Source organism: Streptomyces sp. NPDC032126, from assembly GCF_055580085.1.
Window position 1 is genome coordinate 778898 of sequence record NZ_JBVIMA010000002.1, and the last position, 23390, is coordinate 802287.

Annotated in this window: 12 protein-coding genes; 9 read left to right on the forward strand and 3 right to left on the reverse strand. The window is 74.5% G+C overall.

From position 1 onward, the window contains the following. Window positions 1–43: 43 nt before the first annotated feature. Window positions 44–5122: a tetratricopeptide repeat protein gene (locus ACZ5NW_RS12075; RefSeq protein WP_468743697.1), complete on the forward strand. Its 5079-nt coding sequence runs from the start codon at window positions 44–46 to the stop codon at window positions 5120–5122. Between the two features lies 1 nt (window position 5123). Further along, window positions 5124–5711, forward strand: a complete 588-nt coding sequence (locus ACZ5NW_RS12080) for a hypothetical protein (protein WP_468743698.1) — start codon at window positions 5124–5126, stop codon at window positions 5709–5711. An 18-nt stretch (window positions 5712–5729) separates the two neighbouring features. On the opposite strand, the gene ACZ5NW_RS12085 is transcribed toward ACZ5NW_RS12080, so the two are convergent. Then, window positions 5730–6602, reverse strand: coding sequence for an ATP-grasp domain-containing protein (locus ACZ5NW_RS12085; RefSeq protein WP_468743699.1), 873 nt, complete (start codon window positions 6600–6602; stop codon window positions 5730–5732). A gap of 81 nt (window positions 6603–6683) precedes the next feature. Between ACZ5NW_RS12085 and ACZ5NW_RS12090 the strand changes: the two genes are divergently transcribed. Both ACZ5NW_RS12090 and ACZ5NW_RS12095 read left to right on the forward strand, forming a co-directional pair. Next, the gene (locus ACZ5NW_RS12090) at window positions 6684–8126 is read left to right on the forward strand and encodes an acyl-CoA synthetase (protein WP_468743700.1); all 1443 of its coding nucleotides are present in this window, start codon (window positions 6684–6686) and stop codon (window positions 8124–8126) included. Continuing rightward, window positions 8123–9481, forward strand: coding sequence for a carboxyl transferase domain-containing protein (locus ACZ5NW_RS12095; protein WP_468743701.1), 1359 nt, complete (start codon window positions 8123–8125; stop codon window positions 9479–9481). Before ACZ5NW_RS12090 ends, ACZ5NW_RS12095 begins: the two co-directional genes overlap by 4 nt. Here the strand turns inward: ACZ5NW_RS12095 and ACZ5NW_RS12100 are convergent. Beyond that, the gene (locus ACZ5NW_RS12100) at window positions 9478–13080 is read right to left on the reverse strand and encodes a S8 family serine peptidase (protein ID WP_468743702.1); all 3603 of its coding nucleotides are present in this window, start codon (window positions 13078–13080) and stop codon (window positions 9478–9480) included. The genes ACZ5NW_RS12095 and ACZ5NW_RS12100 overlap by 4 nt on opposite strands. Before the next feature lie 205 nt (window positions 13081–13285). Between ACZ5NW_RS12100 and ACZ5NW_RS12105 the strand changes: the two genes are divergently transcribed. From ACZ5NW_RS12105 to ACZ5NW_RS12125, 5 genes are all read left to right on the forward strand, one after another. Beyond that, a complete protein-coding gene (locus tag ACZ5NW_RS12105; RefSeq protein WP_468743703.1) occupies window positions 13286–13621 on the forward strand; it encodes a CU044_2847 family protein in 336 nt (111 codons plus the stop codon). Beyond that, the gene (locus ACZ5NW_RS12110) at window positions 13621–15339 is read left to right on the forward strand and encodes a VMAP-C domain-containing protein (protein ID WP_468743704.1); all 1719 of its coding nucleotides are present in this window, start codon (window positions 13621–13623) and stop codon (window positions 15337–15339) included. The genes ACZ5NW_RS12105 and ACZ5NW_RS12110 overlap by 1 nt, the downstream gene beginning before the upstream one ends. Before the next feature lie 40 nt (window positions 15340–15379). Next, on the forward strand, window positions 15380–16414 hold the full coding sequence (locus tag ACZ5NW_RS12115) for an AAA family ATPase (protein ID WP_468743705.1): 1035 nt from the start codon (window positions 15380–15382) through the stop codon (window positions 16412–16414). Continuing rightward, window positions 16404–20687, forward strand: coding sequence for an SAV_2336 N-terminal domain-related protein (locus tag ACZ5NW_RS12120; RefSeq protein ID WP_468743706.1), 4284 nt, complete (start codon window positions 16404–16406; stop codon window positions 20685–20687). Before ACZ5NW_RS12115 ends, ACZ5NW_RS12120 begins: the two co-directional genes overlap by 11 nt. A 186-nt stretch (window positions 20688–20873) precedes the next feature. Further along, window positions 20874–21911, forward strand: a complete 1038-nt coding sequence (locus tag ACZ5NW_RS12125) for a rod shape-determining protein (RefSeq protein ID WP_468743707.1) — start codon at window positions 20874–20876, stop codon at window positions 21909–21911. A 40-nt stretch (window positions 21912–21951) separates the two neighbouring features. Here the strand turns inward: ACZ5NW_RS12125 and ACZ5NW_RS12130 are convergent, their stop codons facing one another. Continuing rightward, a complete protein-coding gene (locus ACZ5NW_RS12130) occupies window positions 21952–23196 on the reverse strand; it encodes a hypothetical protein (protein ID WP_468743708.1) in 1245 nt (414 codons plus the stop codon). Between the last annotated feature and the right edge of the window lie 194 nt (window positions 23197–23390).

The window sequence follows — 23390 nt, forward strand, 5'->3', positions numbered from 1 at the left end:
GCCGTCGGTCGGAGCCGGCCAGATCCGAAAGAAAGGCCCTAGTGTGCTGCCGGGACCGAGCGACGGGGGTACGGCGGTGGTCGACGGGGGTACGGCGGTGATCACGGGGCAGTTCGTCGGGATCGGGGTCGGGAAGTACGACGACGAACGGGCGCCCAAGCCGCTCGCCCACGCCGTGAGCGATGTCGTGGCCCTGCGCGAACTGCTCGGGGAGGCCTTCGACGGCGAGCTGCTGGAGAACCCCACCGAGGCCGAGGCACGCGCCCTCTTCGAGTCGCTCGACCACACCCTGCCCGCCGACCGCCCCCTGGTCGTGCTGTGGAGCGGGCACGCCCGCCCCTCCTCGGCCGGCCTGCGGCTGCTGGCCCGCAACAGCCGCTCCGGCGCGGTCGCCGGCATCGGTGTCGCCGACGTCGTCGGACTGTCCGCCGAGGCCGGGGCGAACCAGCTCCTCTTCGTCTTCGACACCTGCTTCTCGGGCGACGCCATCTCCGCGAGCGAGGTGGCCACCCAGATCACCCGGCAGACGAACGACGCCGACCAGGTGTGGGTCGGCGTCATCACCTCCTGCCTGTCCCCGGAGACGGCCCGCGACGGACTCTTCGGGGAACGCCTGCGCACGATCCTGACCCACGGCCCCACGACGCCCGAGCTGCGGGTGCGCTGGTCGCCGCACAACAGGTACGTACGCGGCGACGACGTCTGCGACGCCGTCGTCAAGGAGTGGAACAGCGCCGCCCAGTCCCCCGACTTCCAGTCCCGGGGCAACGCGTCCTGGATGTTCCCGAACCCCCTGTACCGGCCCGGGGCGCCCGAGCAGGTCGTCGCGCATCTGCTCCGGGCGGCGCGCAGCGGCGCCCCGCTGGAGGCGCCGTCCCTGTTCACCGGGCGCACCGAGCAGGTGAACACGGTCGTCGGCTGGGTGAGCGGGCGCCGCCCCGGCCTCTACGTGGTGACCGGCTCGGCCGGCACCGGCAAGTCGGCGATCCTGGGGCGGGTCGTCAGCCTGTCCAACCCCGAGGAACGCGAACGGCTCCTGGCGGACGGACACCCCTGGAGCCATGAGCTGCCGGCGCGGCGGTCCGTCTCCGCGCATGTCCACGCCCGGGGGCTCACGGCCGACCTGGCGGCCGAGCAACTCGCCGCGCAGCTGGTGCGGTGCGGGGTGCTGACCGCGCAGGAGGCCCGCCGCAACGCCAGCGAGCTGGTGGGCGAGGTGCAGCGGGCCGTCGAGGACGGGGCGGCGCCGCCAGTGCTGGTCGTGGACGGGCTGGACGAGGCGCGCGGCGAGGCGTTCACCTTCGCCGACGATCTGCTGGTACGGCTGGCCCCGCACGCCGTGGTGATCGTGTCGACGCGGGAGATGCGGCGGGGCGAGGAGGCCCCCTCGCTGGTGGAGACGCTGGCCCCGCAGGGCGCCGCGATCGACCTGGACGCTTCCGAGGTGCGGCGGCAGTCCATGGCCGACCTGATCGACTACGTACGGCTGCGGCTGCGGGACGTCGACGCGCGGATGGACGCGACGGCGGTCGCGGAACATCTCTTCGGGGCGGACGCGGCCCCGGCCCAGCACACGTTCCTGCTGGCCCGACTGGTCGCGGACCAGCTGACGGCGGCTCCGGTGGACACGGCGGCGGACGGGTGGGAGGAGCGGGTCAGCCACTCGGTGGAGGACGCCCTGGACAGGGACCTGGCGGCGGTGGCTCCGGCGCCGGGGCGGGAGGTTTCGGACGAGGGCGGGGCGACAGGCGGGGCGGGGGCCGAGGGCCCGGCGCCCGCTGTTCTGGCCCGGTCGCTGCTGCGCGCCCTCACCTGGGCGTACGGTGCCGGGTTCCCGGAGAAGGAGTGGCTGTGCGTGGCCGGGCTGGAGGCGCCGGAGGGGGTCGAGGTCACCCGGGACGACATCAGCTGGGTGCTGGACCAGCTGGGGCGACACATCGTGGTGGACGGCGCGGACGGGGAGGCCGTGTACCGGATGGCCCACCAGAGCCTGGCCGATCATCTGCGGCCCCCGCACCGGGGGTCGTCGGAGGAGCCGTTCGACCCCCGGGCGCTGGACGTGGCCCGGGTGCTGCTCCAGCGGTACCGGGAGGTGCTGGACGGGGGGACTCCGGCTCCGCGGGCGTCGTACCTCTGGTACTACGGGTGGCGTCACGCGGCGGCGGCCGGACCGGCGGGGCTCGATCTGCTGCGGTCGCTGGCCGGGGAGGCGGGCAGCCTGCGGGCCGATGTGGCGATGGCGGCGGAGTTCGTGGCCAACCGGTTCCAGCACTGGGGGCAGCACATCGCCGCCGTGACACCCGGGCGGGAGGCGGTGGACGTATGGCGCGGGCTGGCCACGACCGACGCGGCGCACGCGCCGGAACTCGCCAGAGCCCTGAACAACCTGGGCAACTACTCCGCGGAGGCGGGGCTCTCCGCCGAAGCCCTGGCCGCGGGGGAAGAGGCGTACACCCTGTTCTCGGCTCTGGCCGAGGAGCACCCGGAGTACATCTCCGCCCGGGCCACGGCTCTGAGCAACCTGGGCATCTGCTACCGCAGCCTGGGACGCCTGACGGAGGCCCTGCGCAGCACCGAGCAGGCCGTCGAGCTCTACCGCGAACTGGTCGCCACCAGCTCGGCCTACCTGCCCGACCTCGCGCTGGTGGTGAACAACCTCGTCGTCCGCTACGTCGACCTGGGGCGCTTCGCCGACGCCGGCCCCGTGGCGGAGGAGGGCCTGCGCCTGCAGCGGGTCCTGGCCGAGGACAACGCGGCCCACCGCCCGGAGCTCGCCAGGACCATGACCAACCTCGGCAACTGGTACTCCGACGTAGGACGCGTGACCGAAGCCGTGCCCCTGGCGGAGGAGGCCGTCGACCTCTTCCGCTCCCTCGCCGAGGACAACCCCGCCCACCTCCCGCAGCTCGCCATGGCGCTCGGCAACCTCGCCAACCACTACGACGGTGTGGGACGGGCCGCCGAAGCCCTGACGAGAGCGGAGGAAGCACTCGGCCTGTTCCGCGCCCTCGCCGAGGAGAACCCCGCCCACCTCTCCGACACTGCGGTGGCCATGGGCAACCTCGGCCGTCACTACAGCAACGCGGGACGCCACGCCGATGCGCTGGCCGCAGCGGAGGAGTGCGTCGCCCTCTACCGGCGCCTCGCCGAGGACAACCCCCTCGCCCACCGCCCCGGTCTCGCCCAGGCCCTGAGCAACCTCAGCAGTCACTACAGCAATTCGGGACTCCACGCCGAAGCCGTGGCCGCGGCGGAGGAGGCCGTCCGCATCTACGGCCCCGTGGCCGAGGAGAACCCGCTTCATCTGGCCAGCCTCGCCATGGCCCTCAACAACCTCGGCGATCACTATAGGCTGGTAGGGCGCCCCGTCGAAGCGCTGGCCGCAGCGGCGACGTCCGTCGACATCTACCGTCCCCTAGCCCAGGGCAACCCGGCCCACCTCCCCAACCTGGCTCGGGCCCTCAGCAACCTCGCCAACCACTACAGCGAAGCGGAGCGGCGGGAGGAAGCGGTGACGGCGGCCGAGGAAGCCGTCGGCATCTACCGCCCGCTCGCCCGGGACAACCCGGCCCACCTCCCGGACCTGGCTGGGGTCCTCAACAACCTCGCCAGCGCGCTGGGCAATCTCTACCGCCAGGAACGCGGAGCCGAAGCGGTGGCGGCGGCCGAGGAAGCCATCAGCCTCTTCCGCCCCCTCACCCGGGACAACCCGGCCCACCTCCGCAACCTGGCTCGGGCCCTCTTCAACCTCGCCAACCGCTACAGCGCGGCTGGTCGCCCCGCCGACGCCGTGCCTCCGGCCGAAGAAGCCGTCGGCCTCTGCCGACTCCTCACCGCCGAGAACCGGCTCCACCTCCCCCGGCTCGCCATCGCCCTCAGCAACCTGGGCAGCCTGTACCGCGAGGTGGGACGCCTCACCGAAGCGTGGGAGGCGACACGAGAAGCCGTCGAGCTGTACCTGCCGATGGCCGAAGAGGACTTCGAGTACCGACCCGCTCTCGCGCGCGCCCTGAAAAACGCCAGCGTTCCCGGTACGGACGCCGAGCGGTCGGCCGAGCGGCTCTGGGAGCAGGTCATCGGCGAGACCACGCCCGGCACGGCGGCGTATCTGCTCATCGCCCGCTCGATGTACGCGGAGCCCGGACACCCGGGTGCGACCGGGTGGCTGGTGGAAGCCGGACAACGGCTGGGGGACTCGACGGGCAGTGCCGATCTGGAGGACACCGTCGTTCTCCGCCTCCTGCGTTCAGCGGCACGCCGCCACCGTGCCGCCGCCCCCGACGCGTTCGACACCGCCTGGCGCGAACTCACCGGCGACGACCTTCCCCTCTGGCTCACCGTCGACCCGGAACTGCTGGCGCAGGCCCAGGGCTGGCTCGACACGCGGAGCTACGAGGCGGAACGGGACCATCTCGCCGAGCACCCCGCGCTGCTCTCACCGGATGCCGACGACGCCGTCGAGGAGGCCCTGTTCGGCGTGGACGAGGAAGAGGCCCAGCGCTACCGCGCCCTGCGCGACATGGCCCGCACCGCCGGAGTGGAGGCCGCCTATCGGCCGCTCCTGCACACGATGCTGGCCCGCACATTCGTCGACGGCACCCCGGAGACCCGCCGCACCCTTCTCGAAGAACGCCGCGAGGACCTGCTGGGCAACGTGGTCCGGAAAGCGCTGTCGATCGGCTCGGACGGTACCGACGGCGAACCCGACCTCCGCGTCCTCCAGGCACGGGCCCTCCTGGCCCTCGCGGAACGGGACGCCCACGGCCCCGCGCTCGACGCCCTGGCCGAACCATCCCTCTTTCCGGACGTCCTCCGGGCCGCGGCACGCCGCCCCGACGCCGCCGTCCTGAGACTGACCGCGTACCTCGCCGTCACCGTCCCCGCCGACCACCACGTCACCGCCGCAGCCGAGTTCCACGCGGCCGTCGCCGCGGCCGTCGACGGCGAGGGGTCCACAGCCGCCACCCTGCTGGCCTCCGCCCACACCCGCGACCCCGACGCCACCCGGGCCTGGATCAACGACCTCGCCGCGATCGGCCGGCATCACCCCGCCGCCCTGACCCTCATCCCCCAGCTCACCGCCCTCCTCGCCCCCGCCGCTCCCGTGAGCGACGATGACTGACATGCCGCCCGCGAAGCCCCCGTTCACCGCTCTCGACTTCCAGTTGGTCCTCCTGCGCCGCATGGCCGACCACAACCCGGAGCGGGTGGAGGACGCCCGGCGTGAGCTGGGGGTCTCGATCGCCGGCATGCGGGAGGCCAACAAGCGGTGGCAGGCCATGCTGCGCTCCCCGAGGGCCCGACCCGCCGCCTCCCGCTACCGCTCGGTCCTGGGCGCCCCCGAGTCGGCCGTCGCCCGCCGCGTCGGCGACCTCGACTGCGAGGCCTGGCTCTGGCCGGTCCCGCTCTGGCCGGACCTCCGCTTCGAGGTACTGCTCGCCCCCGACGGCACGGTCTGGAACGAGTGGCTGGTCCGCGCCCCGGGCGTCCCGCCCCCGGCCCTGCGCACGGTCGCCGACCTCACCCCTTGGAGCTGCACGGTCGACGAGGTCGCCCGCGCCTTCGCCCCCGCCCGCCCCCTGGAGGGCACCGCCCCCACCCGCTGGGGCCTCGCCTTCACCGCGCCGGACCCGGAGGGCGTACGGCGACGGGTGGCCGCCGAGTTCACCTGGGGCCTGCTCCAGCGAACCACGGTGACCGAGCCGAGCTGACCGACCGCCCGAACCGACTCAGTTGGCCGCCGCCGTCAGGATGCCCTCCACCACCCCGCTCACCGACCCCGGATGCAGCCACAGGAAGAGATTCGGCTCGATCAGTTCCAGTTCCATCAGGCGGGGTCGGCCGTCCTCCCCGTCCACCAGGTCGACCCGGGCGTACAGCAGCTCGGAGCCGCCGGGGACGGCGGCCAACGCGCGTTCCGCCACGGCGAGTTCCTCCTCCGTCGGCCGCCAGACCGTCAGGTCGGGGTGGGCGACCTTGTCGGCGTCGTAGGGCGTGCCGGGGGCGAGGACGGGGCCCTTGCGGCTGGCGTGCAGCAGTCGGCCGCCGTAGAACTGCAGGGCGCGCTCGCCCCGGACGTCGATGCCGCGGACGTACGGCTGGAGCATCGCGGTGAGCCCCTCGGCGTGCATGCGCTCCAGCTGCCGTAGGGCCGTGTCGTGTTCGTCGGGGGTGTAGCGGGCGGCGAAGCGGGCGCCGGCGCCGGAGGTCGGCTTGATCACGTACTCGTGGTCGGCGGGGAGGTCGGCCGGATCGCCGGGGGCGAGATAGCGGGTGGGCACGGTGGGCACACCGGCCTCGGCGAGCTGCCCGAGGTAGCGCTTGTCGGCGTTCCAGCGCACGATGTCCACCGGGTTGGCCAGCCGGGTGACCCGGGCGCACCGTTCCAGCCACGCGGCGAACTCCTCCGCGCGCCAGCTGTAGTCCCAGGTGGAACGCAGGACGGCGAGATCGTACGAGGCCCAGTCGACCCCGGGGTCGTCCCAGTGCACGCTCTCCGCGTCGGCGCCGGCCGCCACCAGCTCCCGCACCAGCAGGGGGAGGTCCGTGTCGTAGCTGGGCTCGGGCCCGGGGTCGTAGGTGACGAGCGCGATACGGGCCACGGCGAGGAACCTCCTCAAACGACTGAGCGATCTCCCGCAGACTAACGTCGTCGATGTCCGCCGAGTCCAAGGAGCGCGCCCGTGACTTCTCTCTTTCCGGCCCTGACCGAAGATCCCGGCGACCGGCTGGCGCTGCGGTTCGGGGAGTCGTCGTTGTCGTACGCGGAGCTGGCGGGGGCCGCCGGGGCCGTCGCGGAACGGGTCCGAGGGCTCGGGCGGGTGGCCGTGTGGGCCACCCCGGCCGTCGAGACCGCCGTCGGGGTGACAGGCGTGCTGCTCGCCGGGGCCGCCGCCGTGCCGCTCAATCCGAAGTCGGGGGAGAAGGAGCTCGCCCACATCCTCGGCGACAGCGCGCCCGGGGCGGTGCTGGCGGCTCCCGGTGAGCGACTGCCCGACGCCCTCGCCGGCTTCGAGCGGATCGACGTCGACGTGCGGGAGCGGTTCACCTTCGTGGGCGAGGACATCGACGCCGGCGCACCCGCCCTCGTCGTCTACACCTCCGGCACCACCGGCCCGCCCAAGGGCGCCGTCCTCCCCCGCCGGGCCCTCGCGCACACCCTCGACGCCCTCGCCGACGCCTGGCGGTGGACCGGCGACGACGTGCTGGTGCACGGGCTGCCGCTGTTCCATGTGCACGGGCTCGTACTGGGGGTGCTCGGGCCGCTGCGGCGGGGCGGGGCCGTACGGCACCTCGGGCGGTTCTCCCCGGAGGGTGTCGCGCGGGAGCTGAACACCGGCGCCACCATGCTCTTCGGCGTGCCGACCATGTACCACCGCCTCGCGGAGACGCTCGACGGCGACCCCGAGCTGGTCAAGGCGCTGGCCGGGGCCCGGCTGCTGGTGTCCGGGTCGGCCGCGCTGCCCGTCCACGACCACGAGCGGATCGCCGCCGCGACCGGGCGGCGCGTCATCGAGCGGTACGGCATGACCGAGACCCTGATGAACACCAGCATCCGCGCCGACGGGGAGGCCCGGCCGGGAACGGTCGGCGTGCCGCTGCCCGGGGTCGAGCTGCGGCTGGTGGAGGAGGACGGGTCGCTCATCGGCGCGTACGACGGGGAGAGCGTCGGGGAGATCCAGGTGCGCGGGCCGCATCTCTTCACCGAGTACCTCAACCGGCCCGACGCCACCGCCGCCGCCTTCACCTCCGACGGCTGGTTCCGCACCGGTGACATGGCGGTGCGGGATCCCGACGGGTATGTGCGGATCGTCGGCCGCAAGGCCACCGACCTGATCAAGAGCGGGGGTTACAAGATCGGCGCCGGTGAGATCGAGAACGCCCTCCTCGAACACCCCGGGGTCGCCGAGGCCGCCGTCACCGGGGAGCCCGACGCCGACCTGGGTGAGCGGATCGTCGCCTGGGTCGTCCCTGCCGATCCCCAAGCCCCGCCCGCGGCCGCCGAGTTGGCCGACCACGTGGCCTCCCGGCTCGCCCCGCACAAGCGGCCCCGCGTGGTGCGCTACCTGGACGTCCTGCCCCGCAACGACATGGGGAAGATCATGAAGCGGGCCCTGACCCCGTGACCCACCGACCCGGCGCCCGCGCGACCCTCGCCCTGATCACCGACGACTTCGAGGAACTGCCGTATCCGCCGCCGAGTGTGGCCGACGACGGCCCCCTCGGCTGGCGTGGCTACGGCGCCTCCCGGGCCCGTGCCGCCGACCGTACCGGCGAGTCCGAGTCCGTCGTCTGCGGCACCGGCACGGTCGAGGGCACCCGTGCCGTCCTGATCGCCTTCGAGTTCGGCTTCCTCGGCGGCTCCCTCGGCGAACGCACCGGCGACCGGCTGGAGGCGGCGCACGGGCACGCCCGCGCGCACCGCCTGCCGGTCGTCCCGCTGGTCGCCACCGGGGGCAGCCGGATGCAGGAGGGCATGCTCGCCCTCACCCAACTCCAGCGCGTGGCCCGCGAGTCGGCGCTCACCCGGGCGGCCGGCCTGCCGCAGATCGCCGTGGTCCGGGACCCGACGACCGGCGGCGGCTGGGCCACCCTGGGCGCCGGCGCGGACGTGGTCCTGGCGCTGCCCGGCGCGCAGATCGGCTTCGCGGGTTCCCGGGTGCGGCCGCCGGACGCCGACCCGGCCGCGTACACGGCCGAGGCCCAGGTGGCGGCGGGTTCGGTCGACGCCGTCGTACCGCCCGGGGAGCTGCGGCAGACGCTGGGGCTGTGGCTCCGGCTGCTGACCGGAGGCGCGAACGGGGGTGCCGGGGACGGCCCGGCTCCTGTGCCGGGGGCCCTCGGCGCGACCGATCCGCCGGTCACCGGCTGGGACGCCGTCCGGCGCGCCCGCTCCCCCGAACGCCCCCGCGCCGGACGCTACCTGGACGCCTACTTCACCCGGCGTGCCGCTCTCGGCGGCGACCGCTGCGGCGGCAGCGACCCGGACGGCATGCTGTGCGGCTTCGGCGAGCGCGACGGCCGCACGGTCGCGTACGCGGCGCAGACCGGTGGCGCCACCCGTCCCGCCGGGTACCGTACGGCGACCCGGCTGATCCGGCTCGCGGACCGGCTCGGCATCCCGGTGCTGACCCTGGTGGACACGCCCGGCGCCGCGAACGACGCGGAGGCGGAACGGCAGGGCGCCGGTCCGGCGATCGCCGACCTGTTCGGCGCCGTGGCCACCACCCGTATCCCGGTCACCACGCTGGTCGTCGGGGAGGGCGGCTCCGGCGGCGCGCTCGCGCTGGCGTCCCCGGGCCGCACCTGGGTCACCCCGGACAGCTACTTCTCCGTGATCGCCCCCGAACTGGCCGCCGCGATCCTGAAACGGCGGCCGGAGGAGGCCGAGGCGACCGCGGACCAGCTCCGCATCCGCCCGCAGGACCTGGTGGAGCTGGGGGTGGTCCAGGGCATCGCCGCCCCGGAAGAGAGGCCCTAGCGCACCCCCACCGCCCGGATGATCTCCTGCGTCACCGAGCCGCCCCGGTCGTCGGCCGCCGAGGCGCGCAGGGACACGTACGCCGCGGTGCGGGGCACGGTCAGCGCGCCCCGGCCGCTGGTGAGCCGCACCGGCTGCCACGACGCCCCGTCGTCGTACGACACGTCGAGCCGCGGGCCGGCCAGGGTCCCGGTGTCCGGCGCGCCCTCGACGTACTCCGCGCCGATCGTGACGGGCACCCGGGTGCCGCCCCGGACGTCTCCGGCGAGGTCGGTGTCCACGTCGATGGCGAGGTTGATGAGCGGCAGATACGTCCACCGGCCCTCGGGGGTGGCCGCCGAGCGGAACGTCCACTCCGCGTGGCCCCGGGTGGCAAGCTCCCAGCGGCCGGCGTCGAGGGCGGTGTCGGTCACGACCCGGTAGGTGTGCTCGTCGGCGGGCGCGTCCCACACATACGCCCCGCTGCCCCGGCGCCGGTCGACCGACGTCCCGTCGAGGAAGACCTCGGTGGTCTGGGTCATGCCGGTCTCGTCGCTCCACACGTCGCCGAACCCGGTGTGGTCGGGCCCGGAGTCGCCCCAGCCGGGCGTGTTGAGCTGGATGACGCTGCCGGAGCGCTGCTGGCCCCAGCCGAGGCCGGTGCCGAGCCAGGGGTGCCAGACGGGCCGGAACCAGTGGAGCGAGGGCCGGGTGCCGCCCCGGTAGGTGACGAGGCCCGAGCGTTCCTCCAGGGCGCCGGAGGCGGCGGTCACGGACTCGTGCCAGAGCTGGCCGGGGGCGGTGGAGACGTAGTCCGTGCGGTGGGCGGGGTAGTCGATCCGCTCCAGGAATCCGACGCCGATGGGGAAGGCGCCGGTGATCGAGTAGCGGAACTCGCCGCCGTCGACCGGCTTCACCGCGTGGAACGCGACGTCCAGTGCGGCGAGTTGGCGGCCGGTCGGCGCGTAGGTCAGGTCGCGGTCCGGGATCGCGCCGGGGTGGCCGTCCGACAGGTCGTACACATAGGGCGTGTCGCGGGTCGCGGTCATGTCGGCGGTGCCGGAGGCGCGCAGCCGGGCCGCGTCGGCCGCGTTCACGGTGGCGATGACGAACGGGCGGTCGGTGCCGTCGTCCGCGCCCCACCAGGCGGTGAGCCGGCCGGGCGCGTCGTCGGTGACGAACAGCGCGCGCACGCCCGCGTCCTGCGCGGCCCGGGCGAGCGCGGCGGGGTCGGTGCCGTCGGTGAGCCGGGCGAGGGCCGCCTTGCCCGTGGCCCCCGTGAAGGGTCCGTCGCCGACGTCCACGACCGGCAGCCTGGAGCGCCCGTCGGTCAGCGTCGAGCCGGGCTGGACGACCGCCTCGCCGACGCCCTTGACCTCGAGGAGCGGCTGGCCGAGCCGCCACACCGTCCGGTACTCGAAGGTGCCTTGCGTGACCCGGTCGGTGGGGGCGGCGAAGACGCTGTCGTACGTCACCGGCACCATGACGGCCCCGAACAGATCGTTGCCGTGCGCCGAGCGGTCGTACTCCATGAGCAGTTGCCGGGTCTCCGCGCGCCGGTCGACGGCCGCCCTGATCTCGCGCAACGTCCTTGCGTCGAGGGTGACGTCACGGTCCCGGTCGAGCACGATCTCGGGGGCGGCGAGGAAGCCGAGGCCCAGGGAGTCGGCGCCGTGGCCGCCGCGCACGTCGAGGAAGGACGTCACGCTGTACGTCCCCGGCTGGAGCCGCAGCTGCAGCGTCCCGGAGTCGCCGACCCGCTCGGGGGAGGCGTCGGCGCCCTCCGCCAGCCGCTGGACGGTGAGATCGGCGGCCGCGGGGGCGCCGTCGCGGTCCTTGACGTGCACGGTGAGCGTGTACCGCTCCTCCTCCTTCACCAGGCCGAAGGCCGTGTGGGCGAGGGGCGTTCCGGTCGCGTCGGTGGCGACGATCTGCCCGCTGGTGGCGCCGACGGCGGCCCGGGCGCCGTCCCCGGTGACGGTGGTGGACGCGGTGCCGTGCGCGGGCACGGTGAGCTCGGAGTCGGCGAGGACGGCCACGTCGCTGGACGCGGAGAGCCTCAACCGCACGTCCGTGTCGGACGAGTTGGTGTAGGTGATCGTCCTCGTCACCGGCTTGTCCGCCTCGTACGGCCAGCGGTGGAAGCCCAGGTCCGCGCTGCCGGTGGCCGTCACGGTCGCGGCGGTCGCGGCGGGCACGTCGACCCGGCCCGCGCCCAGGGTGTAGGCGGGGGCGTCGAGCCGCTTCGACGTCGACATCAGCGCGTCCTTGAGGCGGGCGCCCGTCCAGTCGGGGTGTTCCTCGGCGAGGAGCGCGGCCACCCCGGCGACGTGCGGGGTCGCCATCGACGTACCGCTCAGGGAGGTGTAGTAGCCGCTGCCGGGCGCGAGTTGGGAGCGGGCGGCGAGGATGTCGACGCCGGGGGCGCAGACGTCCGGCTTGAGCGCGTTGTCGAGGTGGCGGGGGCCGGCGCTGGTGAAGTACGCGGCCTCGTCGGCGGAGTCGACGGCGCCGACCGTGAGCGCCGCGTCGGCGGCGCCGGGCGAGCCGATGGAGGAGGGGGCGCCGGTGTTGCCGGCGGCGATGACGAACAGGGCGCCGGTCTCGGCGGAGAGGGTGTTCACGGCCTGCGCCATCGGGTCGGTGCCGTCGCTGGGCTCGGTGGAGCCGAGGCTCATGGAGATCACGTCGGCGCGCACCTCGCGGGCGGCCCACTCCATGCCGGCGATGATCTGCGACTCGCTGCCGGAGCCCTGGTCGCTCAGGACCTTGCCGACGGCGAGCGCGGCTCCGGGCGCGACGCCCTTCTCTCTGCCGTCGGAGGCGGCGCCGCTGCCGCCGACGGTCGAGGCGACGTGGGTGCCGTGGCCGTCGCGGTCGGCGACCTCCTGGCCCTCGACGAAGCTCTTGGCGGCGACGACCCGGTCCTTGAGGTCGGGGTGGCCGAGATCGACACCGGTGTCGAGGACGGCGACGGTGACGCCCTTGCCGGTCAGGCCCTTGTCCCAGGCCGCCGGTGTGCCGATCTGGGCGTTGCTTTCGGCCATGTCGGCGTGCACGCGCCCGTCGAGCCAGACCTTGCCGATGCCGCTGTCCCGGTGGGTGAACTCCGTCCAGAACTCCCGTCCCTTGCGGGCCTCGACGGAGGCGCCGCGGATGCTGGGCAGGGTCCGGGTCCGTTCGGCGGAGCGCGGGGTGACGGTCTGGGCGCCCTTGGCGCCCTTGGCGTAGGTGAGGATCAGGGGCAGTTCGGCCGTCGCGGAGTCGGTGAGTCCCTGACGTATCAACGCGCTGACGTCGAACAGCCGTCGGTCGAGGGTGCCGGCGCGCAGATAGGGGCGGGCCTCGTCCGGGACGACGGTGATCTCGCCGTCGTCGGTCTGGGTGCGGACGGCTCCCGGGGCGCCCGGCGGGCGTTCGACGGTGACCGTCCTCCTCCCGCCGGGCAGGTCGGTGACGGTGACCTCGTCGCCGGTGACGAGGGTCACCGTGCGGGCCGCCCGCGCCGGTGCCGACGGCGTCTCAGATGCCGCCTGGGCCGGGGGAGTTGGCAGCAACGCGATCACGAGCCCGGCGGACAGGAGGATCGCTTGGCGTCCGACTGGTCCTCTGCTCCTCATCCACGCCTCTCTTCTTCGGGGGAAGTTCCGCGTGCGACGAGTGTCGGGGTGCCGGTGGTGCCAACGGCTCGACCGTGCGCGGCGAGAAGGCGTCGTGGCGGGTTTCCGCCAGTGCGGCGGGCGGGCCGGCGGAGATCACCGGACAATCCCCTGCACCGTCCGTAACAATGGGGGCGCACAGCGCCGCGGAACGACGGGGGAAGTCATGGAAGGGCTGGTCGAGTTCACGACCGAGGACGGGGCCGTGGTCTCCGTCGAGACCGTCGAGGAGCGGAGCGGATCCCGGCTCGTGTCGCGCGGCGACGGCGCGGTCCAGGCGACCCGCACATTCGAGAGCGCCCTGGACGGGGTGCGCGCGGCGGCCCAGTCGGCGCTGCGGGTCTTCCGGGACGGCTCCCTGCGGCCCGACGGCGTCGAGATCGAGTTCGGGGTGAAGCTGTCCGCCGAGACCGGCGCGATCATCGCCAAGGGCACGGCGGAGGGCCACCTGGTGGTCAAACTGACCTGGTCCCCGGGCGCGGAGGAGCCGACGGCCTCCTGATGAAGAGCGACGGCCTCCGCCTGCAGAGCGCCGAGTGGCACGCCCGCGTCGAGAGCGCGGGCGAGGTGGCCGGCGCCGGCTTCCTGGTCACCCCGCGCACGGTCCTGACCTGCGCGCACGTCGTCCACCACAGTCCGCCGGACGGGCTGACGGTCACCTTCACCGAGCGGCCGGGCTCCGCCCCGGTCCCGGCGCGGGTCGTGGCGCACGGCGGCTGGGACCCCAAGGCCGGCACCGACCTCGGCGACCTCGTCGTCCTGGAGCTGGAGCGCGAGGTGCCGATCGCCCCGGCCGCGCTGGCCCCCGCCGGCGCCGCGCACGGCCCCGCCCCGCGCCGGCTCGTCGTGTACGGCTACCCGGCCGGCTTCGACGAGGGCACCCTCGCCGAATACCGCATCACCGCACCCCAGTTGATCAGCCGGGAGTGGATCCAGCTGGAGGCCTGGCAGTCCGACGGCCAGCCGCTCGCCGCCGGCTTCAGCGGCGCCGCGGTCGCCCTCGTCGACACCGGCGAGGTCGTCGGCATGGTCACCGCCGCCGCGGGCGCCCGGGACGTGCGCAACGGGCGGATGATGCCCACCGAGGTCATGGCCCGCTACTGGCCCGGCCTGGAGGGCCTGGTCCCCACCGCCGGCCACCGCAGCGCCGACCGGACCCGGCTGCGCGCCCTGGTCGAGCGTGCGGTGCGCGCGGGCGTCGACTGCGATCCCGTACGGCTGTACCGGGCCGTGATGGGCCCCTGGGACCCGGAGCCGCCGGAGGACGGCTTCGACTCCCTGTGGTCGGCGGCCCTGTTCGTGCTGTGCGAGCTGGACGGCCCGGACGCGGCGGCGACGGTGGCCCGCTTCGCCGACCGTGTGGAGGCCCTGTTCCGCGCCCCGGCCGAGCCGTCCGCCGCGCCCGACTGGTCCCCGATCCTCGTCGACCTCCAGCACAGCGGGGCGGGCGACGACCTGGTGCGGGTGGAGGTGTCCGCGTTCAGCGGGGGCCGCCGGCATCCGGTCGACGCGGACACGGTCCCGCAGTCCGGGCTGCGCGCCTACGTGCAGGAGCGCATCGAGGCCGCCTTCGACTATCTGACGCCCGGATCCGACGAGTTGATCGCCTTCGCGCTGCCCCGCGACTGGATCGACCTGGACGTGGACCGCTGGGAACTCGGCCCCGACGACACGACCCCGCTGGGCTGCCGCTATCCGCTCGTCGTCACCGCCCAGGCGCGCCGCAAGGCCAGCACCCGCCATCTGCTCACCCGCGCCTGGAAGGGCCTCGACGGACGGCCGGGGGCCCGGATGCACCGCGTGGAGTGCGGCTCCGGCGAGCCCGCCGGGCGGCTGCGGGCCCGGCTGCTGCAGTCGGACGCCAGCGGGGTGGGGTTCGCCGCCGCGCCCGCCGCCGTCCGCGCCCACTTCGACACCTCGCTCACCGCGCCCGCCCCGCTCGTCGTCTGGTCGCGCGACGGCTGCGGCGACGGACCGGGAGGGGAACCGTGCGCGGGCGGGGACGGCTGTACGGGCAAGGAGTTCCTGGACGAGCTGGACGCCCGTACGACCGGCCGGTCGCCCGCCGAACTCCCCCGCAGTGTCTGGGAGTTGCGGCTGGAGGCCGACGCGGAGGAGGGACACTGGGCCCGCGGCATCCAGCTGGTCTGGGACGATCCCCGGGTGTTCACCGACCCCCACGCCGGAGCGACGGCACCCGCCCGGTCGCCGGTGGCCTGAGCACCGTACGAGAACAGGAACGGAGACCGGAGTACCTCCCATGCCGCACTGGTCCGTCTACACCGGCAGCAGCGAACCCCACGACGGGATCGACCGCCTGCCCGCGCCGCCGCCCTGGCGGGCGTTCGACGGCGAGCCCGTCCTGTCGCCGCCCCGGGACACCGACGACGAGGCGGCCGTCTCCCCCGACCGCGTCCACCGCGCCCGCACCTACGTCGCCACGCCCGACAGCGTCCAGCTCGTCAACGCCGCGCTCGTGCTGCGCCGGCCCCTGCTCGTCACCGGCCCGCCCGGCACCGGCAAGTCCTCCCTCGCCTACGCCGTCGCCCGCGAGCTGCGCCTCGGGCCGGTGCTGCGGTGGAACATCACCAGCCGCAGCACCCTCGCCGACGGGCTCTACCAGTACGATCCGCTGTCCCGCCTCTACGCGGCCCGGCGGGAGGCGTGGCGCGGGCCGGAGGAGGAACCGTCGCACAGCGGCGTCGAGGACCACCTCCGCCTCGGTCCCCTCGGCACCGCCCTCCTCCCCTACGAACGGCCCCGGGTGCTGCTCGTCGACGAGATCGACAAGAGCGACCTCGACCTGCCGAACGACCTGCTGAACGTGCTGGAGGAGGGCCAGTACGACATCCCCGAACTCCTGCGCACCACCCACCGCTCGGCGGACGGCGCCGGCACGGCCGAGGTGTTCGTCGACGGCACCGACGCCCCGGTCACCGTCACCCGCGGCCGGGTCCGCTGCCGGGCCTTCCCCTTCGTGGTGCTGACCAGCAACGGCGAACGCGAGTTCCCGCCCGCCTTCCTGCGCCGCTGTGTCCGGCTGCAGCTGCTGCGGCCCGACCGCGCCCAGCTCACCGAGATCGTGCGCGCGCACCTCGGCACTCCGGCGGCCGAGGCGGAACCCCTGATCGACCGCTTCCTGGCCCGCTCGAAGTCCGGTGAACTCGCCACCGACCAGCTCCTGAACGCCATCTACCTCACGGGGGTGGCGGGCCTCGACGCGGAATCCCGGGACGCGATGGCCCGGCAGCTGATGCCGTACCTGAGCACCGCGGCGGACGGCGATGGCTTCTGAGGAGGACGAGCACCAGGGGATCTCCGACGAAGGGAGTTCCGGGGAACCGCCCGGTGGGTCGTTCGCGCCGGCGCGGCTCGCCGAGGTGCTGGCCGCTGCCGCCCGGGCCGCCGGTGCGGGCGCGGAGGTCATGCCCACGCCCCGCGAGTTGGCGGAACTGGTGTGGCTGGCACGGCAGTTGGAGGAGTCCGAGCGCTCCGGGCAGGAGCCGGCGCCCGCCCCGGAAGGGCCCGCCACGGCCCCGGACGTCCAGGACACCCGGCCGACCCCGCCCCCCACCGCGACCCCGCTCCCCCAGCAGTCCCCCGTACCCCGCGTCCCCCTGCACCTGCCCGCCCCTCGGCCCGCCACCGCGCCCGGCACGGACGACGCAAGCGGCGCGGACGACGGAAGCGGCGCGGACTCGCCCCTCCTCACGCCCGCCCCGCCGATGCTGCACCGCCCCCTCGCCCTCCAGCGGGCCCTGCGCCCCCTGAAGCGGAGCGTGCCCACGCCCGGCGCCCGGCTGCTGGACGAGCGCGCCACGGCCGACCGCATCGCACGGCTCGGCGCGCACCCCGACATATGGCTGCCGGTGCTGCGCCCCGCGCACGACCGCTGGCTGCGGCTCAACCTGGTGCACGACATCGGCCCGACCATGCCCATCTGGTGGCCGCTGGTGCGCGAACTGCACACCGTGCTGGCCCAGTCGGGCGTCTTCCGCACGGTCACCCTGCACCCGGCCACCCCCGACGGCCGCGCCCGGCACGTCCCGGACCCGGCGGACGGCCGGACCATCACGCTGATCGTCAGCGACTGCATGGGCCCGCAGTGGCGCCCCGGCACGGCCGGTGACCTCTGGTACGCGCGCCTGCGACGCTGGGCGACCCGGATGCCGCTGGCCGTCGTACAGCCGCTGCCCGAACACCTGTGGCCGACCACCGCGCTGCCCGCCGCACCGGGCCTGCTCTCGCCCCCCGGGGCGGCGGCCCCGACGGCGTCCCTGGCCTTCACCCCGTACGACCCCGACACCGCGCCCCCGCCGCGCGGGGCCGTACCGCTGCCGGTGCTGGAGCCGGGCGCGCCCTGGCTGGCCAACTGGGCGTCCCTGCTGGCGGATCCGGGCGGCGGCCGACTGCCCGGCGCGGCGGCCTGGCTGCCGACGGCACCCCAGGCCCCGGCCGACGCGGCACCCGACCTCGCCGCCGCCTCCGCCCAGGACCTGGTGCTGCGCTTCCGGGCCACCGCCTCACCGGAGGCGTTCCGGCTGGCGGGGCATCTGGCGCTGGCGGTGCCGTCGGTGCCGGTGATGCGGCTGGTGCAGCGCACGGTGGACCGTGACCCGCGGCCGCAGCATCTGGCGGAGGTGATCCTCAGCGGCATGCTGCGGGCCTCCGCCGGGCCGCCGGGGTCCTATGAATTCCGTGACGGGGTGCGGGAGTTGCTGCTGCGGACGCTGCCGCGTACGGCACGGGGCCGGACGCGGGAGTTCCTGGCGCGGGTCGGCGGCCTCATCGACGAGCGGGCGGGCGCGGCGGCGGGCGAGTTCCGGGCCCGGACCGAGGGGGACGCGGCGTTCGCGACGGTCCGGGAGGAGACGGTACGGCGGCTGGGCGGGACGGCGACGGAGACCGTACCGGGGCCGGAGGCCGGGGGCGGGCCCGACCTGTTCGACGCGATCGACAGTGATACCGGGCAGCGCATCGTCATCCACCTGTATCCCGCGCAGGACGTCCGGCGGGAGCGGTTCCTGCGGGAGGCCGAGACGCTGAAGGGGATCGACAGCCCGCATCTGCCGCGGGTGCTCAACTTCGGTTTCCAGGGCCAACGACCGTATCTGATCACGGAGTTCATGGACGGCGTGACGCTCACCGAGCTCACGAAGGGCAGCGGGGTCTCGCACCCGGTCCTCACGCGTCTGGCGGAGCAGGGCGCCCTCGGCCTGCGGGCCCTGCACGCGCACGGCCTGGTCCGGGGGGAGCGCGGCGGCAACGGAGTGCTGCTCCGGCCGGACGGCACCGTGGTGCTCAGCAGCGTCGCCCTGGGCGAGGAGTCCCTGGGCGGGGACACAGCCGAGGACCTGGCCGCTTTCGAGCGGTACCTGAGCGGGCTGTTCGACGAGACGCCTCGCCCGCCGCACCCGGACACCGACCACCGGCCGCGCGTGCACATGCTCGGCCCGCTGGACGTCCTGCGCCCCGGCCACCGCACGTTCGCCACCCCCTCCTCCGAGGTGCAGGCGCTGCTGTGCCTGCTCGTCCTCGCCCGGGGCCGCCGGGTGACGTACGACGAGCTGGCGCGGGGCCTGTGGGAGCACCCGGACGAGGCCACCGCCCACGACCGCATCGACACGCTGGCCCGGAAACTCGCCCGGTTCCTGGGTCCCGGGACCGTCGCCGCCACGTCGGACGGGTACGCGCTGCACCTGCCGGACGCCTACGTCGACGCGTACGCCGCCGAGGACGCGCACGCGCGCCTGTCGCGGGACTCGGACGCCCGGACCCCCGGCGATCCGCTGCTCTCCCCCCTCGACCTCTTCCACGGCGACCCCCTCGACGGCGTCCCCGGCCCGGCCGCCGAAGCCGCCCGCGTCCGCCTGCGCGCCGTCCGGGAGGACTTCCGGGCCGCCCTGGGGGAGCACGCCCCGCCCGCCGTCCTGCGTTTCGAGACCGACACCGATCTCTCCGGCCGCCCCGAGACCCGTATCACCCTCGAATACGCGGTCGACCAGGTCCTCGCCCGCGGCGCCCTCACCGCCCAGCAGTTCGAGATCCGCGTGCGTCCCGACGGCTACGTCGTCACCATCGACCCCGACGCCGACCTGCTGCCCGTCCTCGTCGCCGCTCTGCGCTGGCTGCCGGGCCACTGGAGAACGCTCACCGCGGAGCCGCGACTCATCGTGTCGTTCGGGCCCGACCGGGGCTTCGGACCGCCGAGCCCCGTCATGGTCCTCGTGCCGCCGGCCCTCTACGACGCCTTCACCCGCAGCTCCGCCGCCGGCGGACCGCACCACCTGCATCCCGTCTTCGGCGAGGACCGGGAGATCACCGCCTGGTCCTGGCCCGGCCCCGAACAGCACGACCTGGTGAAGGGCCCCTTCATCGCCCCCGCCCTCGACCGGCTCGGCCTCCCCTCCCCCGGCCGGACCGCGATCGTCCACACCGGCCCCGAGGGTCCGCTGACCCTCCTCAACCCGGCCGAGCCCCGCGGCGGCCCCGTGACGTACTACGAGGTCGACCTCACCCCGCGGCACGCCTCCCGCCGTCTCTCCCTCCCCAGCTCGGGCAAGGGCGAGTTCACGGCCGCCGTGGAGCTGTCCTGGCGGGTCGCCGACCCGGTCGCCTTCGTGCACTGGAGCACGTCGGACGTCACCGGGCAGGTCTTCGCGCACTTCCAGGAGGGCGTCGCCGGGCAGCTCTTCGCGCACTTCCGGGAGGCGGCGTCCCTCATCACCCGCCGCCACTCCCCGCGCCGCGCGGTCGGCGCCCAGCGCGCCCTCCAGCACGAGCTGGGCACCTGGCCCGTGCCCGGGCTCGCGGTGACCTGCGAGGTCGAGCTGGCACCCGAGTACGCCCCGGCGCCCGAGCTGCGCCGGCCGGCCGCCTCCCCCCGCCCCCTCGCCGAGTTGCTCGCCGAGGCCCGGACCGTCGTGCTCGGCTTCGACGGGCCCGTCACCCGGCTGTTCACGGCGGCGAGCGCACGGGAGGCCGCGCTGGAGCTGCTGGCGCTCGCCGCCGAGCACCGGGACCCCGAGGACGCGCTGACGGGCCGTCCGCTGGCCGTGGCGGCGGCGCGGGAGTCCCTGGTGCACCCCTTGGACGTGCTGCGGGTGTTCGCCCGCGAGCGATGCGGTCCGGTGCTGAGCCGTCGCCTCGCCGAGCTGGAGCTGCGGGCAGTGCCGGACGCGCCGACCACGCATCACTCCGGCACCCTGATCCGGACGCTGCACGAGTCGGGTCGCCCGGTGTTCGTCGTGACGGACGCCGACGAGGAGGCCGTGCACCGGTACGCGCGACCGCACGGTCTGCCCCTCACCGGCGTCCATGGCCGCCCCGACGACCTGAACCTCCTGATGCCGCACCCCTACTCGCTCCAGAAGGTGCTGGGCCACCACGCCTCGCCCGCCCTCCTCATCGGCTCCACCATCGCCGAACTGAGCGCCGCCCAGCGCCTCGGCCTGGGCTTCGTCGGCCTCGCCCGCAATCCGACCGTCGAGCAGGGGCTGCGCGAGGCGGGGTGCGAGGTCACGGTGCGTTCGCTGACGCCGCTGCTGGAGGCGGCGCGCCGGCTCTGACGCCCCGACAGGTCGCCGCAGGGTCGGCTTATGTGAAACTTATTTGGGGCATATGAGACAAAACCCCCATTCAGCGGCACCCCGCCCGGCCCATCTGAAAAGGCGCCCGTCCCCCCGCCCTCGCACGATGCGTAAGGAGGCCGACCGCCCGGCGGCCCACGGTCTGCGTCTCGGGAGGACCTGGAAATGACCGCCAGTCTGGAGCAGCTGCGCCGCTGCCACTTCGCCGTCGACCTCGGAGCGGCGCGGACGCGGGTGTACGTGAAGGGTGCCGGACTCGTCGTCGACCAGCCGTCCGCCGCCGCCGTCAACACCCGTACCGGCGCCCTGATCGCGGTCGGTGAGTTCGCCGAGAAGATGACCGGCCGCACCCCGCACTACATCCGCGTCGTCCGGCCCGTCTCCGGCGGCACGGTCGTCGACATCGAGATGGCCCAGCGCATGCTGCGCCACCTCCTCGGCGACAAGATCCGCCGCCAGCTGCGCCGCAAGCCGTTCCTGCGGGCCGCCGCCTGCACCCCGCACGACGCCGACCCGCTGGCCCAGCGCGCCGCCATCGAGACCCTCGTCGGCCTCGGCGCCCGGCGCGTCGAACTGGTCGAGACCCTGATCGCCGCCGCCGTCGGCTGCGGACTGCCCGTAGAGCGCCCCGAGGCCACCATGATCATGGTGTGCGGGGCCGCCGCGACCCAGGTCGCCGTCCTCTCCCTCGGCTCCATCGTCACCGCCGAACGCATCCCCGTCGGCGGCGAGGCCGTGGACCACGCGATCGTCCAGCACCTGCGCCACGAACACGAGCTGATGCTGCCCAGCCAGTCCGTACGACCGCTCCAGCTCGCCCTCTCCGGCAACGGCCTCACCCCGCACGGGCCGGCGTCCACCGAGATCCACGGCCGCGATGTCGCCACCGGCCTCGCCCGCTCCGTGCAGGTCGACACCGCCGCCGTACGGGACGCCATCCAGACCCCGCTGACCGCCGTACTCGACGGCATCGGCAAGGTGCTGCGCGTCTGCCCGCCGGACCTGGTCGCCGACCTCGCCGACCGGGGGATCATGATGGTCGGCGGCTCGGCGCTGCTGCCCGGCTTCGACCAGATGCTCCGCCAGGCCACCGGCATGCCGGTACACATCGCCGAACGCCCCGACATCTGCGCGGCCCAGGGCCTGGGCGCGATGCTGGAGGGCCGCATCCAGCCGCTGGAACTGGACCCGCTGGGGGCGTGAGGACGACCGCGGTCACTCTTGTGAGGCCCCACCCGGGCGGTCAACCCTGTGACGTCCGGACCTTCGCGAGGGCGGCCACGAGCCGCGGCGCCACCCGTTGCGCCGCCGCCATGTCCTTGCGGTCCGCCGCGTCGCGAGCCTCGCCCAGCCGGGCCGTGACCGCCGCCGAGGCGGTGGAGCCGTCCCGCACGCGTTGCCAGACGAGTTCGAGGCTGGTGACGTCCCCGGCGACCGACCCCTTGTCCCCGGCGGCCGCGTCGATCCCCAACTGCCGTGCCCACAGACCGAGTCGCTCCAGGTCGACGATGCGCACGGGTTCGTAGCGCAGCCGCAGATCGGTGGTGTTCTGCGCGACCCGCAGCGCGGCGCCCACCGCGTCCTCGCCCCGGCCGTGGCCCTGGCTCGCCGCGAGCGCGTCGAGGTCCCGGTTCATCTGCCGCTCCAGCAGCTTCGGTACGGCGTCCGAGGTGCGGTACGCCGTCCACGCGTCCCGTACCGCCGTGACGTCGGCGGCGGAGACGTCACCGTCCTGCGCGGCGTGCGCGGCCCGGTCGAGGGCGGCGAGGCGGTCCGGCAGCGGTGCCTTCTTGGCGTCGGTCGGCACGGCGAGGGAGACGGCCTCCAGGTCGCCGTTGGCCTCCCCGGTGGAGAACTCGCCGTAGCCCGGGGCGAAGACCTTGTCCTCGGTGGAGCCGTCCAGGTGCAGTTCATGCACGGTGATCGCGCCGTGGACGGTGCCGTACGGGCCGGGGACGGACTGGTCGACGGACTTGACGGTGACTTGCTCGAAGACGACCCCGGGGAGATTCTCGGTGCGGTACACGTCGCCCTTCCGCGGATGCGCGGGCATGATCATCGCGCCGGGGGCACCGTGCCGTCCGGCCTGCCAGGTGCCCTCCGTGTCGGCGACGACCCCGTTCTCGTAGTTGAAGACGCTCTCGCCGAGGTACCACACGGATCCGTCGTCGGCCTGGGCGTACCAGTCGAGGGCGACCTCCTGGATCCGCCCGTCGGCGAAGGCGACGTACTGCGAGGTCACGGCGTTGATGGTGCGCCCGCCCCAGGTGATGACCTTGGGCGTGTCGAGCCGGCTGACCTCGGTCCGGAACGGCGCGCCGTCGGCCTGCCCGCCCATGACGACCTGCTGGACGGCGCTGGTGGGGTGGAGCGGGTTGGTGATGGCACGCGGCCGCGAGAACACGGGCTGCTGCAGATCGACCCGCTCACTGTCGGGCGCGAGCGGCAGACACTCCTTCCCGGTCTTCCCGGTCTGCTCGTCCACCACCCGCACACACTCCCCACCACCCCCCTTCTCCACCCCACCGGCACCCCCGGAACAAGCCCCCGCCATCAACACGACGGCCCCGACCACGGCCCCCGACCACAGACACCTGCGCTGCGCCTTCATGACACCCACCTCCATTCCGGCAGGGTCCCTCGGGGGCGCTGAACGAACGCTGAACACAGCTGAACGGCGTG